The sequence below is a fragment of the Sporosarcina highlanderae genome, from assembly GCF_030433715.1.
Taxonomy (GTDB): Bacteria; Bacillota; Bacilli; order Bacillales_A; family Planococcaceae; genus Sporosarcina; species Sporosarcina highlanderae.
In genome coordinates, this window is record NZ_JAROCC010000011.1 from 1 (window position 1) to 12,438 (window position 12,438).

General features: G+C 42.5%; 13 protein-coding genes and 1 riboswitch. Of the genes, 11 read left to right on the forward strand and 2 right to left on the reverse strand.

Annotation, left to right across the window (positions count from 1 at the left end; all coding sequences use genetic code 11):
- Window positions 1-271: 271 nt before the first annotated feature.
- From tsaE to tsaD, 4 genes are read left to right on the forward strand one after another with little or no spacing between them, the layout of a single operon-like run.
- Window positions 272-727, forward strand: a complete 456-nt coding sequence (gene tsaE, locus P5G49_RS13085; RefSeq protein WP_301244433.1) for a tRNA (adenosine(37)-N6)-threonylcarbamoyltransferase complex ATPase subunit type 1 TsaE — start codon at window positions 272-274, stop codon at window positions 725-727.
- On the forward strand, window positions 724-1,434 hold the full coding sequence (tsaB, locus tag P5G49_RS13090) for a tRNA (adenosine(37)-N6)-threonylcarbamoyltransferase complex dimerization subunit type 1 TsaB (RefSeq protein WP_301244435.1): 711 nt from the start codon (window positions 724-726) through the stop codon (window positions 1,432-1,434). The genes tsaE and tsaB overlap by 4 nt, the downstream gene beginning before the upstream one ends.
- A gap of 1 nt (window position 1,435) precedes the next feature.
- Window positions 1,436-1,885, forward strand: a complete 450-nt coding sequence (gene rimI / locus P5G49_RS13095; protein WP_301244651.1) for a ribosomal protein S18-alanine N-acetyltransferase — start codon at window positions 1,436-1,438, stop codon at window positions 1,883-1,885.
- Window positions 1,885-2,907 (forward strand): tRNA (adenosine(37)-N6)-threonylcarbamoyltransferase complex transferase subunit TsaD, encoded by a 1,023-nt coding sequence (tsaD, locus tag P5G49_RS13100; protein WP_301244436.1) that lies wholly within the window; start codon window positions 1,885-1,887, stop codon window positions 2,905-2,907. Before rimI ends, tsaD begins: the two co-directional genes overlap by 1 nt.
- A 323-nt stretch (window positions 2,908-3,230) precedes the next feature.
- Here the strand turns inward: tsaD and P5G49_RS13105 are convergent, their stop codons facing one another.
- The gene (locus P5G49_RS13105) at window positions 3,231-5,168 is read right to left on the reverse strand and encodes an ABC-F family ATP-binding cassette domain-containing protein (protein ID WP_301244437.1); all 1,938 of its coding nucleotides are present in this window, start codon (window positions 5,166-5,168) and stop codon (window positions 3,231-3,233) included.
- A gap of 179 nt (window positions 5,169-5,347) precedes the next feature.
- On the opposite strand from P5G49_RS13105, the gene P5G49_RS13110 reads away from it, so the two are divergent.
- The 4 genes from P5G49_RS13110 to P5G49_RS13125 all read left to right on the forward strand — a co-directional run bounded on the left by P5G49_RS13110 (window position 5,348) and on the right by P5G49_RS13125 (window position 7,853).
- Entirely contained in the window at window positions 5,348-5,998 is a 651-nt protein-coding gene (locus P5G49_RS13110) for a redox-sensing transcriptional repressor Rex (RefSeq protein ID WP_301244438.1), read from the forward strand.
- A 68-nt stretch (window positions 5,999-6,066) separates the two neighbouring features.
- The gene (gene tatA, locus P5G49_RS13115) at window positions 6,067-6,261 is read left to right on the forward strand and encodes a twin-arginine translocase TatA/TatE family subunit (protein WP_301244440.1); all 195 of its coding nucleotides are present in this window, start codon (window positions 6,067-6,069) and stop codon (window positions 6,259-6,261) included.
- Window positions 6,262-6,278: 17 nt separating this feature from the next.
- Complete coding sequence (gene tatC / locus P5G49_RS13120) at window positions 6,279-7,073, forward strand: twin-arginine translocase subunit TatC (RefSeq protein ID WP_301244442.1); 795 nt, start codon at window positions 6,279-6,281, stop codon at window positions 7,071-7,073.
- Window positions 7,074-7,220: 147 nt separating this feature from the next.
- Window positions 7,221-7,853: a YIP1 family protein gene (locus P5G49_RS13125; RefSeq protein ID WP_301244444.1), complete on the forward strand. Its 633-nt coding sequence runs from the start codon at window positions 7,221-7,223 to the stop codon at window positions 7,851-7,853.
- A 42-nt stretch (window positions 7,854-7,895) separates the two neighbouring features.
- On the opposite strand, the gene P5G49_RS13130 is transcribed toward P5G49_RS13125, so the two are convergent.
- Window positions 7,896-8,633, reverse strand: a complete 738-nt coding sequence (locus P5G49_RS13130; protein ID WP_301244446.1) for a CPBP family intramembrane glutamic endopeptidase — start codon at window positions 8,631-8,633, stop codon at window positions 7,896-7,898.
- A 179-nt stretch (window positions 8,634-8,812) separates the two neighbouring features.
- Between P5G49_RS13130 and groES the strand changes: the two genes are divergently transcribed.
- The 3 genes from groES (at window position 8,813) to P5G49_RS13145 (ending at window position 12,376) form a co-directional block, all read left to right on the forward strand.
- Window positions 8,813-9,097 (forward strand): co-chaperone GroES, encoded by a 285-nt coding sequence (gene groES / locus P5G49_RS13135; RefSeq protein WP_283733840.1) that lies wholly within the window; start codon window positions 8,813-8,815, stop codon window positions 9,095-9,097.
- Window positions 9,098-9,145: 48 nt separating this feature from the next.
- Window positions 9,146-10,771, forward strand: a complete 1,626-nt coding sequence (groL, locus tag P5G49_RS13140; RefSeq protein WP_301244449.1) for a chaperonin GroEL — start codon at window positions 9,146-9,148, stop codon at window positions 10,769-10,771.
- 232 nt (window positions 10,772-11,003) lie between these two features.
- A riboswitch (purine riboswitch) is annotated at window positions 11,004-11,105 on the forward strand.
- A 119-nt stretch (window positions 11,106-11,224) separates the two neighbouring features.
- Window positions 11,225-12,376, forward strand: a complete 1,152-nt coding sequence (locus P5G49_RS13145; protein WP_301244451.1) for a BMP family lipoprotein — start codon at window positions 11,225-11,227, stop codon at window positions 12,374-12,376.
- Window positions 12,377-12,438 lie beyond the last annotated feature (62 nt).

Sequence of the window (12,438 nt, forward strand, 5' to 3'; positions counted from 1 at the left end):
CCCGTGGTGTAGCGGTTAACATGCCTGCCTGTCACGCAGGAGATCGCCGGTTCGATCCCGGTCGGGACCGCCATTTTAATTTTAAACTGTCAAACCGATTGTGGATTTATTCCAAGATCGGTTTTTTGTTGTTTTATTTAAATAAATAAGCGGTTATAGAAATAGCGTGGCATACAAGATGAAAATACATAATTCCAAACCGCAACACTTTCAGTAACATCGTATTTTCGGTACACTTACTATAACAAAGTGGAGATGAAAGGAAATCACTATGACTATAGAATTCGATGTTCATTCCCAAGAGGAAACTGAACAAATTGCTATGAAATTGGCGAGCCTGCTTTCCCCGCCGGATGTTCTCACATTGGAAGGCGATCTTGGTGCCGGAAAAACGACTTTCACGAAGGCCTTGGCAAAAGGTTTAGGCATCACACGAACTGTTAACAGCCCCACTTTTACAATCCTCAAACAGTATGAAGGGGAAGATTTTCTCTTCAACCACCTTGATGTTTATCGTTTGGCGGATAGTGATGAGGATCTCGGGTGGAATGAGCTTTTTTACGGGGATGCAATCTCTGTGGTCGAATGGGCGCATTTGATAGAAGATGATCTTCCAAGTGAACGGCTTGAAATAAGATTACAACATACAGGGGATACTTCAAGGAAGCTCTTGTTCGTCCCTATAGGTGTGCGTTTTGAAAAAATTTGTGAGGCGATACGGTTATGATATGGTTAGGAATAGATACGGCTAATACGCCTTTATCCGTCGCGATTGTGAAAGACGGTGCCATTTTGGCAGAGGTGAATTCTTCGATGGCGGTCAATCATTCATTGCGAGCGATGCCGGTCATAGAGGAATTGTTTGAGACTGTGCAGCTCAAACCGAATGATATTGACGCAATTGCGGTTTCAGAAGGGCCTGGGTCGTATACTGGTGTCCGGATCGGGGTGACAATTGCGAAGACATTGGCATGGACATTGAAAAAGCCGCTTGTCGGTGTTTCAAGCCTTAAAACTTTGGCGGCGAATGCCGTTTTCTTTAACGGCCTTATTTGTCCGTTAGTGGATGCTCGAAGGAATAATGTGTATGCGGGTGTTTATGAATTTATCGATGGTGAACTTATCGCCATTCACGAAGATCAACACCTTGGAATTGAAGATCTGTTGGACTCTCTAAAAGGCCAAAAACGCTCTGTTTTATTCGTCGGCAAGGATGTTGGCATGTTTGAAGAGCAGATCATGGACATAATGAAGGAGAATGCTGTGATTGCCCCTTTTCCAATGCAGTTGCCTCGAGCGTCTTCGTTAATTTTCATGGCGCAACAGTCGGGACATGAAGAGAATACACATGCATTTACACCGGAATACCGCCGAATTGCTGAAGCGGAAGCGAATTGGTTATTGCAGCAACGGAAGGAAAAGGGCAGTGATTAATGTGACAAAAGAAATTCAATATCGAAAAATGACTGTTGACGATATTCCTGCCGTTGTTGAAATTGAGCAGGAGGCATTTACAACCCCGTGGTCGCATGAGGTTTTTGAACATGAGATGCTTGGAAATGACTATGCGCATTATATTGTCGCGGTTCAAGACGATGAGGTCATTGGACATTGTGGTATGTGGGTAGTACTTGATGAATGCCATATTACGAATGTAGCTGTCCGGAAGCGTTTGAGAGGCCATGGAATTGGTGAGGCGCTAATGCGCAAGGCGATTGAGCTGTGTAAGGTAAATGAAGTTAGGTTGATGACACTTGAGGTGCGGGTGTCGAACCATACTGCACAGAACCTTTATCGGAAACTTGGATTTCAGGATGGCGGTATACGGAAAAACTATTATACGGACGACCATGAAGATGCGCTCGTCATGTGGGTGGAATTTTAATGGATAAAGACATTTATATATTAGGTATTGAAACAAGTTGTGATGAAACGGCGGCCTCTGTCATTAAGAATGGCAATGAAATCATCTCGAATATAGTAGCTTCGCAAATCCAAAGTCAGCAGCGGTTCGGTGGTGTAGTCCCCGAAATCGCTTCGCGACATCATGTTGAACAGATCACACTAGTGATTGAGGAAGCGTTGTCAGAAGCAGGACTAGAGCCGATGGAGTTAGATGCGGTCGCTGTAACTGAAGGACCGGGACTTGTCGGTGCACTGTTAATAGGCATCAATGCGGCTAAGGCATTTGCGTTTGCGAATGGATTGCCGATAATTGGCGTCCATCATATAGCGGGGCATATTTACGCCAATCAATTGATGCAGCCAATGGAGTTTCCGCTTCTTGCACTCATCGTTTCAGGGGGCCATACAGAGCTTGTATTGATGGAGAATCATGGGTCCTTTAAACTGATTGGGGAAACGCGTGATGATGCTGCGGGGGAAGCTTATGACAAAGTGGCTCGGGTCCTTGGTCTGCCTTATCCGGGAGGCCCTGCGATTGATAGGCTTGCGCATGAAAGTGATGATGCTGTCGAATTCCCAAGGGCTTGGCTTGAGTTAGATTCATATGATTTTAGCTTTAGTGGATTAAAATCTGCGGTTATTAATTACAAGCATAATCTTGAGCAAAAAGGCGGAGAAGTCATACCGGCGCATGTGGCAGCTGGCTTTCAGCAAAGCGTTGTTGAAGTTCTGACGACAAAGACCTTGAAAGCTGCGAAGGAATATAATGTGAAGCAAGTGATTGCCGCTGGCGGGGTAGCAGCGAATAAAGGATTGCGCGCTTCATTGGAGGCAGCTTTTGAAAATGAGGGAATTCCTTTTTATGTTCCTCCAATTTCTCTTTGTACGGATAATGCAGCTATGATTGCTGCAGCGGGAACAGCAATGTTTGTTGATGGACAACGTGGAAATATGGGGATGAATGGGCGACCAGGTATGTCTCTTACATCTTGGAGCAAATAAGTGATGGAAATCGTCGGGAATTGGCGATTTCCGTTTTTATTTGGAGTATAACTGGATTCTTTTGTCAAGAGGGAACGTTCGTACTTATGCACATTTGTGGGTAAGTTGTGGATAATTATTCGACTATTGTGTATTAGCTATCCAGGTATTGGATAACTATGTGGGTAAAAATTACTTATATTGTGGATAACGTGGATAACTATGTTCATATCCCATTATATCAACGTGTGAGTTGTGAATAAGATTGTGGAGAAAGCTACTTCAACTTTGTCGAAAACATAAAAATGCTGTCGAATCGGCGCGATGCCTTTCGACAGCATTTATTATGATTTCAAGTGTAAATTCTCCAAATCTTCCTGTAAGATCAGCCACTCTTCTGATTGCTCGTCATGTTTCATTTGCAACGCATCAATCTGTTCTTGTAGTTCCATTAATTTAATATGGTCATCCGCAAACTCAGGTCGTAAAAGCTCTTCCTGCAAGCCAGCAATCTCTTCATCCATTTTAGCTAACGATGTTTCAATCTCTGCAATTGCCCTTGTGAGTCTGCGTTCTTGCCTTTTGAACTCTTTATCGTCTTCGTTCCGTTTATTTTTCGGCTGGATCGTCTGTTGTGTTGAAGACTGCTCTGCCTTTAATTCAGCAAGTTCTGTTTTTTTCTCGATGAAGTAATCGTAATCACCGAGATACTCCGTAACGCCGATTGATGCGACATCGATCACTTTCGTCGCAATGCGATTGATGAAATATCGATCGTGGGATACGAAAAGGATGGTGCCCGGAAAGTCGTCCAATGCGTTTTCCAGCACTTCCTTGCTGTCGAGGTCAAGATGATTCGTCGGCTCGTCAAGGATGAGCGTGTTCGACTTTTGAAGCATAAGCTTTGCTAATGAAAGACGGGCTTTCTCGCCACCGGACAACGATGTCACAGGCTTTTCGACATCTTCCCCTGTAAAGAGGAAGCGTCCTAACACCGTACGAACATCCTTTTCATTCATCATCGGCCACTCGTCCCAAAGCTCCTGTAGAACTGTTCCCGAACCGATAATCGTCGCCTGGTTTTGATCATAATATCCGAACTGGACATTCGTACCATAACGGATTGTCCCTGTAATCGGTTCCTGCATTTTCACAATCGTTTTGAGCAACGTCGATTTACCGATCCCGTTCGGCCCTAAAATTGCAATACGGTCACCTTTATAGGCATGCATATTGATGTTTTCGGAAACTACCTTACCGTTGTAGCCAACCGCAATATTCTCAAGTTTCAGCACGTCATTTCCGCTTGGACGTTCGATTGAGAATGAAAAGCTTGCGGATCGTTCGTCCCCGTCAGGCGCATCCATCCACTCTGTTCGTTCAAGCAGCTTGCGGCGGCTTTTAGCCATTTTGGAAGTTGACGCCCGAGCGATATTCCGTTGAATGAAGTCTTCAAGCTTCGCCTTCTCGCTTGATTCGCGTTCATACAGTTTTTTATCACGTTCGTAGTTCTTCGCTTTTTCATTCAAATAAGCGCTATAGTTCCCGACATACTTCGTCACTTTCCGCCTTGAAACTTCATACGTGATTGTTACAATCTGATCAAGGAAGTAGCGGTCATGGGAAACAATTAGAATCGCCCCTTCATAGGATACAAGATATTTTTCCAGCCAACCGAGGGTCTCGATATCAAGATGGTTCGTAGGCTCATCCAAAATTAGTAGATCAGGTTTGCTTAGAAGCATCTTAGCTAATGCAAGTCGTGTCTTTTGACCACCCGATAGTAAATTTACCTTTTTCTCATAGTCGTCCGGATAAAACCGCATGCCGTGTAGGACCGAGCGGATGTCGGATTCATATTGATAGCCACCCGTATCCTTGAATTCAATCTGGAGGGTGTCATACTCCTTCATGACCCTTTCATATTCTTCGGCATACTCGTAAACAGTAGGATTTGCCATTTGTGCCTCAAGCTTACGAAGCCTTTGCTCCATTTCAAGCAAAGGTTCGAATACGGTCATCATTTCATCCCAAATTGTACGGGAAGAATCGATGCCTGCATGCTGTTCGAGATAGCCGATTTGCACGCCTTTTGGCATAATTAGATCGCCGGAGTCCGCAGTCATTTCTCCTGCGATGATCTTGAGCAAGGTGGATTTGCCGGCACCATTACGGCCGACAAGCGCAACTCTATCACGATGCTGGACTTCGAGTCGCACGTTTTCCAATATATCAGTTCCTGAAAAGGATTTGGTTAGTCCATTCACTTGTAAAACAATCATTCAGCACACCTCTATTCATACACTAAGTTTAATCGAATGGTGTGGCGCGTGCAATGGTCGGCTTTACATCGAATACTATCTGCTGTACGATAGAAGTTAATTGATTCGGAAAGTCCCTTCAATAATAAGTGACTGATGAAATCCTGAGACATATGAAATCATGGGGCAGGAGGTAGGATATGTCAGAAGTGACACCAATAATTCCACAGGCGACATCAAAACGCCTTCCATTGTATTATAGATTCCTTCAAAACTTTTCGAATGCCGGAAAAAAGCGTGTTTCTTCCAGTGAATTAAGCGAAGCGATGAAAATTGATGCCGCTACAATTCGACGGGATTTTTCCCATTTCGGTGCACTTGGCCGTAAAGGTTACGGCTATGATGTAGATAATCTTTTAGTCTTTTTCCGAAGTGCGTTAGATCAAGATGAAGAGACAGATGTCGCTTTAATAGGTGTTGGAAGTTTAGGTACTGCATTTTTAAAATATAATTTCCAAAAGAACCATAATACACGGATTGTCGTGGCGTTTGACCCAAAAGTACCAAAGGAAGGGAAATCCATCAGCAATATCCCCGTGTTTCATCCGGATATGATGGAAGAGATGATTAAAAAAATGGGCATTAATCTCGTTATCCTCACTGTGCCAGCAAAGGCGGCACAAGAGATAGCGGATCGGCTTGCAGCTATTGGAGTGAAAGGGATCTTGAATTTCACGCCGGCTAGACTGTCAGTGCCCGATTGGATGCGTATCCATACGATCGATTTATCAGTGGAATTGCAGACATTGATTTATTTTATAAAAAATGACGTAAAAGATTCACAATTATAAACGGCTTGTCAATAGTAATACAAGCTGATTTCCTGTAAAATAGACAACAGACGAAGGAGGTGTCCGAAATGGCTCCAGGTGTAGGTAGTTTAATTATTATCGCAATTATTGCTTTGTTAGTTTTTGGACCGAAGAAGTTGCCCGAAATCGGTAAAGCGTTTGGTTCATCATTACGCGAATTCAAAGCTGCAACAAAGGGACTTGCTTCGGATGATGAAGATACAGTAAAGAAAGTTGAAGATAAGAAAAACGACGTGCAGTAAGTAAGGATGTCTGTCCTATGAAAGAGAAAAATTTAACTGTCATTGAGCATATAGAAGAAATTAGAAAACGGCTGATAGTAATCGTCGTTTTCTTTGTTATTGCGGTAATTGGTAGCTTTTTCGCCGCTAAACCAGTAATCGAGTTTCTACTGAGTGAGGGAGGATATGATGAGTTCCACGCTTTCAATGTTGTCGATCCAATTGTCATATACTTGAAAGTCATCATTTTCCTTGCGGTCGTTATTATTTCTCCTATTATCATGTACCAGTTCTGGTCGTTCGTATCGCCAGGGCTACATGAAACCGAGCGGAAAGTGACACTAAGCTATATCCCTTTTGCATTCATCTTGTTCCTTATTGGAATCGGATTCTCCTATTTTGTCCTTGTGCCATTCGTAATGAATTTTATGATGAATTTATCAGGGGAATTGGGGATTACGCAAACCGTAGGTATCAATCAATATTTCACATTCTTATTCCAGATTTTAATCCCGTTTGGGGTCGTCTTCCAATTGCCAATCGTTCTCTTATTTTTATCAAGGCTAGGCATATTGGATCCTGCTAAGTTAGTGAAAATCAGGAAGTATTCATATTTCGTTCTGTTCGTCATAGCGGCGTTCATTACACCACCTGATATTATGTCCCATTTGTTAGTAACCGTTCCGTTGTTCATCCTTTACGAAATCAGCATCGTCATTTGCCGTGTAGGATATCGTAAGTTCCTGAAAGCGGAAGAGAAGCGGAAGCTTGAGGAGATCAAGGCGGAGCAACAGCGGCAAATTGATGAAGTGATGGGGAATTTAGAGAAATAAACTGAGAAGCCCTTTTTTCGGATACCTATTCCGGAAATAGGGCTTTTATTGTAATGAAATCCCAACCAATTTACCGTATGATTAGAGCATGAGGTGCTGAACAGAGTGTGTTCCATCATATACATATCAATGAAAAGGGGGAACGATATGAATCCGTTATTGTCCATATGGAGTCAGCCGACAAAGACTTTGGAGTACTTGCTTGAGAAGAAGTCGGTTGGGTATGGGGTTTTTATTTTTCTTTTAGGTTCGATCAGTACTGGTTCGATTGCCTTGGCACCGACCGGTTGGTTTAGTGGCTTGCCAGCGTATTTAATCGTTATATTTTCAATTATACTGACATTCTTTGGTGCATTGTTAGGTTGGATGATTATAGCTGCGCTCTATACATGGATTGGGAAATGGCTTGGAGGAACAGGAAAGTTTTCTGAGATGATCCATATCACGCCTGCGTCGACAATTTTGACTATCTGGCTTGCACCGATGAATTATTCTATTCTTGCTATATATGGTTCTCGACTATTCGAAGTACCTACGGAGAATTTTGGTGTTACCAATCTGCCGCTTGGCGTATATTTCTTGATGAACATCGTCACGATAGGCGTTGGGATTTACGGAATAGTAATCATGAGTAAAGGTATTGGGCTTGTCCATAAATTCTCTGCATTGCGTGGATTCGGCGTTGTGGCAATTCTTATGGGTATTGGCATGGTGCTCGCAATAATCTTTTCAATTATTATTGGCATTCTCATTTTTTCATTGTTTACAACGATTGGATGAACTAAAAAACGACTTTCCAATGAGGGAAGTCGTTTTTTAGTTTCATTGCAAGAAGAAGATGAATGCTTGCTTGATACTATCAGGTTGCTTGAAAATTTGTGGGTTCAGCTGGACGATAACGGCGAAGCTGTTTATTAACAGATGCGCAATCATCGGCGCTAAAATGCTTTTCGTATGGTAATAAAGGAAGGCGAACACAATTCCGGGGACCATATAGATAAGTGTGTGGTTAAGCTCGCCATGGACTACAGCAAAGATAAATGCGCTAATAAGGGCTGCAACCCAGAAGTTCGTTTTCGTATAAATGCCCCCGAAAAGCACTCTTCTGAAGATAATTTCTTCAAATAAGGGTGCGAAAATGATGATTGAAACAATGACAATCGGTGACATCCTCGCAACCTCACCTAAGAGGGCAGTGTTCTTCGAACCAGGCATGATGCCGAATGCCATCTCGATGATGCCAGCAATCATTTGGCCGGCCATCGACATGAACAATCCAAGAACTCCCCAAAGAATCGTCTTTCCAATGGTAGCTTTTTTTCCGGTTTTAAAGATATCCCAGAATTTTTTATTCCGTGTCGTCATATATAATATCGGGGCTGCTGCAATGAGATTCACGATGAAGAGCCCCCATGCGAATCCAAAATATTTCGCATCCCCTTCATCGATACCAACACTATTTTGGAAATAATCGATCATTCCGTTGGCGACTGGGACACTTGCAAGTTGCATCACAATGTAAATTGCGATGATCCATATATAGATTTTCCAGTTTTTCATAGTCAAACGCCCTTTCTTCTGTGTTAATTTTAGCTGTTTCAAAGAAGTTTAGCAAAGAGAAAAGATGCGAGTATTTTGCTTGCAATTTTTGGGCAACTTTATTATGATAATAAATGTATTAGCACTCCTGCTTACTGAGTGCTAAAAAAGAAGAGATAATGTTGAGGAGGTTGTTTCACTTGTTGAAACCATTAGGTGACCGTATCGTAATCGAACTAATCGAAGCGGAAGAAAAAACGTCAAGCGGTATCGTATTACCGGATTCTGCAAAAGAGAAACCGCAAGAGGGTAAAGTTGTTGCGGCAGGTACTGGACGAGTTCTTGAAAACGGCCAGCGCGTTGACTTGGAAGTAAAAGAGGGCGACCGCATCATCTTCTCAAAATATGCTGGTACTGAAGTGAAATATGAAGGTAATGAATATTTAATCCTGCGTGAAAGCGACGTTTTAGCTGTTATCGGTTAAATAACGCGCTTATATAAAAGACAATCAAAAGTAGGAGGGAATTCATAAATGGCTAAAGAAATTAAATTCAATGAAGACGCGCGCAGCGCAATGCTACGCGGTGTAGATACGTTAGCGGATGCTGTGAAAGTAACGCTTGGACCAAAAGGACGTAACGTTGTTCTTGAAAGAAAATTCGGTTCACCACTTATTACAAATGATGGTGTAACGATTGCAAAAGAAATTGAACTTGAAGATGCATTCGAAAACATGGGTGCGAAACTAGTTGCGGAAGTTGCTTCCAAAACGAATGAAATCGCTGGTGACGGTACAACAACAGCTACTGTTCTTGCACAAGCGATGATCCGTGAAGGATTGAAAAACGTTACAGCTGGTGCGAACCCAGTCGGTATCCGTAAGGGGATCGAAAAGGCTGTTGCGACTGCTATTGAAGAGTTGAAAGGCATCTCCGACGAAATCGAAAGCAAGCAAGAAATCGCACAAGTAGCTGCTATTTCTTCCGGCGACGAAGAAGTCGGCGAATTGATCGCTGAAGCGATGGAGCGCGTCGGCAACGATGGTGTTATCACAATCGAAGAGTCAAAAGGCTTCACTACTGAACTTGATGTTGTAGAAGGAATGCAATTCGACCGTGGTTATGCATCTGCATACATGGCGACTGATACAGACAAGATGGAAGCTGTTTTAGATAACCCTTACATCTTAATAACAGATAAAAAGATTTCTAACATCCAGGAAATCCTTCCAGTCCTTGAGCAAGTCGTTCAACAAGGCAAGCCATTGTTGATGATTGCTGAAGACGTAGAAGGCGAAGCACTAGCAACGCTTGTTGTGAATAAACTTCGTGGAACTTTCAACGCGGTTGCTGTTAAAGCACCTGGCTTCGGCGATCGCCGTAAAGCAATGCTTGAAGACATTGCAATCCTTACAGGTGGAGAAGTTATCACTGAAGATCTTGGTCTTGACCTTAAATCCGCTGATATCAATCAACTTGGAAGAGCTGCAAAAGTTGTTGTTACGAAAGATCACACAACAATTGTTGAAGGAAACGGCGATACAACTGCAATTGCATCCCGTGTCGGCCAAATCCGTTCACAGCTTGAAGATACAACTTCTGAATTCGACAAAGAGAAGCTACAAGAGCGTCTTGCTAAACTTGCTGGCGGCGTAGCAGTTATCAAAGTCGGAGCAGCAACAGAAACAGAATTGAAAGAGCGCAAACTTCGTATCGAAGACGCGTTGAACTCAACTCGTGCTGCTGTTGAAGAAGGTATTGTATCCGGTGGAGGTACTGCACTTATCAATGTATATACGAAAGTTGAAAAACTTCTTGAAGGTACTGATGGCGACGTCTCAACAGGCGTGAAAATCGTTCTTCGTGCACTTGAAGAGCCAGTTCGTCAAATTGCGAACAACGCAGGTCTTGAAGGCTCTATCGTAGTTGACCGCCTAAAACGCGAAGAAGTCGGTATCGGCTTCAACGCAGCAAACGGCGAGTGGGTCAACATGATGCAAGCTGGAATCGTAGACCCAACTAAAGTAACTCGTTCAGCACTTCAAAACGCAGCATCCGTAGCGGCAATGTTCTTGTCAACAGAAGCGGTTGTAGCTGACCTACCAGAACCACCAGGAGCAGGCATGCCTGACATGGGTGGAATGGGCGGAATGATGTAATAATATACTTCCCCCGAACCTCTGATAATCTGAGGTTCGGGGTTTTTTGTTTGGTTTTTTTGGAAAGACTTCCCATGTCCGAAGGGACCGAAGAGTATGAAAAGTGTATATTGCTCATTATTTTCAGTTGATAAACCTTGCAATTCGTAGAATTCCCGAACAATAGAGGTTATTTTTTAAAAAGCATTCGCATTCTGTTGACACGTAGAAAATAGGATGTTATTATGAGTTAGTAAAAAATAAATATTATACTCGTATAATGTTGGGGATAAGGCCCGAAAGTTTCTACCAAGCTGCCGTAAATAGCTTGACTACGAGGTAGTGTATATAACTATAGAGATAAATTTCTTTATTTATTTCTATTGTCTACCTTCCTGAAGTCAAGCACCGGTATTCACTCGGTGCTTTTTATTTTTTACAAAAACAACAAGAATAACAGGGAGGATCATTTCAATGACGAACAGTGCAAAGAAAATAGCAATGGTATTATTCCTTGCTTTAATGACTGCTGTTATGGCCGCTTGCGGAAATAACTCAGCTGATAAAAAGGAAGACAAGGCGGGAACTGGCGAAGAAGGATTGAAAATTGCCATTGTAACAAGCCCATCCGGCGTTGATGATGGTAACTTCAATGAAGATAACTATAACGGCATTTTGAAGTTTATCGAAAATCATCCAACTGCAACTGTAAAATCGGTGAAAGAACCAACAGGTGATCCAGCTGCGGCAGTACAAGCTGTTGCCGACATTGTGGCGGATTATGATGTAATTGTTACACCTGGTTTCCAATTTGCTGGCGTTTCCAGTATCGCTGTAGAAAACCCTGATAAGATCTTTATCATGAATGACACTGAGCCAACACCAGTAGATGGCCAAACTGATTTCGAAAATATCTATGCGATGAACTTCGCTGAACAAGAAAGTGGTTTCTTTGCAGGAATGGCTGCAGCACTTGAAACAAAGACAAACAAAGTAGCAGTTGTAAATGGGATTGCTTATCCTTCAAATGTAAACTATCAATTTGGATTTGAATCAGGCGTTAATTACGCTAACAAGGCTTATGGGAAAAATGTTGAACTTGTTGAACTATCAGGTTATGCAGGAACTGATGTAACCGGTGCTGATGTTGGTGGTAACTATGCAGGATCCTTTGCAGATGAAGCAACAGGTAAAGTCATCGGAAATGCATTGATCAAACAAGGTGTAGATATCCTTTTCGTTGCTGCAGGAGGCACTGGTAATGGTGTATTTACAGCAGCTAAAGAAGCTAAGGAAGATGTAAAAGTAATTGGTGTGGACGTTGACCAATATGATGACGGTGCAAACGGTTCTAAAAATATCGTGCTAACATCTGGTGTGAAATTCATGGCGATGAACATTGAAAAGGCGTTGAATTCTGTTGCCGATGGAACTTTTAAAGGTGGTAACGTAGTTCTATATGCGGATACAGATTCAACTGGCTTTATTAAAGAAGAAGGTCGTCACCAATTATCTGTGGATACGTTAGACAAACTGAACGAGGCGTACGAGTTAGTGAAGAATGGTACAATCGTTCCAGCTTCTAATTTTAATGAACATTCTCCAGAAAAGTTCCCAGGTTTATAAGACGAATTTGAAACACAATAACAGTAGAAGTTTATCTGTTCCCGACTTATTGCATAATAGGG

What these genes read in the sequence shown, in the direction of transcription:
- tsaD (WP_301244436.1), top strand. Translation starts at nt 1,885, where the DNA reads ATGGATAAAGACATTTATATATTAGGTATTGAAACAAGTTGTGATGAA.
- tatC (WP_301244442.1), top strand. Translation starts at nt 6,279, where the DNA reads ATGAAAGAGAAAAATTTAACTGTCATTGAGCATATAGAAGAAATTAGA.
- tsaE (WP_301244433.1), top strand. Translation starts at nt 272, where the DNA reads ATGACTATAGAATTCGATGTTCATTCCCAAGAGGAAACTGAACAAATT.
- P5G49_RS13130 (WP_301244446.1), bottom strand. Translation starts at nt 8,633, where the DNA reads ATGAAAAACTGGAAAATCTATATATGGATCATCGCAATTTACATTGTG.
- P5G49_RS13125 (WP_301244444.1), top strand. Translation starts at nt 7,221, where the DNA reads ATGAATCCGTTATTGTCCATATGGAGTCAGCCGACAAAGACTTTGGAG.
- P5G49_RS13110 (WP_301244438.1), top strand. Translation starts at nt 5,348, where the DNA reads ATGTCAGAAGTGACACCAATAATTCCACAGGCGACATCAAAACGCCTT.
- groL (WP_301244449.1), top strand. Translation starts at nt 9,146, where the DNA reads ATGGCTAAAGAAATTAAATTCAATGAAGACGCGCGCAGCGCAATGCTA.
- tsaB (WP_301244435.1), top strand. Translation starts at nt 724, where the DNA reads ATGATATGGTTAGGAATAGATACGGCTAATACGCCTTTATCCGTCGCG.
- P5G49_RS13105 (WP_301244437.1), bottom strand. Translation starts at nt 5,168, where the DNA reads ATGATTGTTTTACAAGTGAATGGACTAACCAAATCCTTTTCAGGAACT.
- tatA (WP_301244440.1), top strand. Translation starts at nt 6,067, where the DNA reads ATGGCTCCAGGTGTAGGTAGTTTAATTATTATCGCAATTATTGCTTTG.
- P5G49_RS13145 (WP_301244451.1), top strand. Translation starts at nt 11,225, where the DNA reads ATGACGAACAGTGCAAAGAAAATAGCAATGGTATTATTCCTTGCTTTA.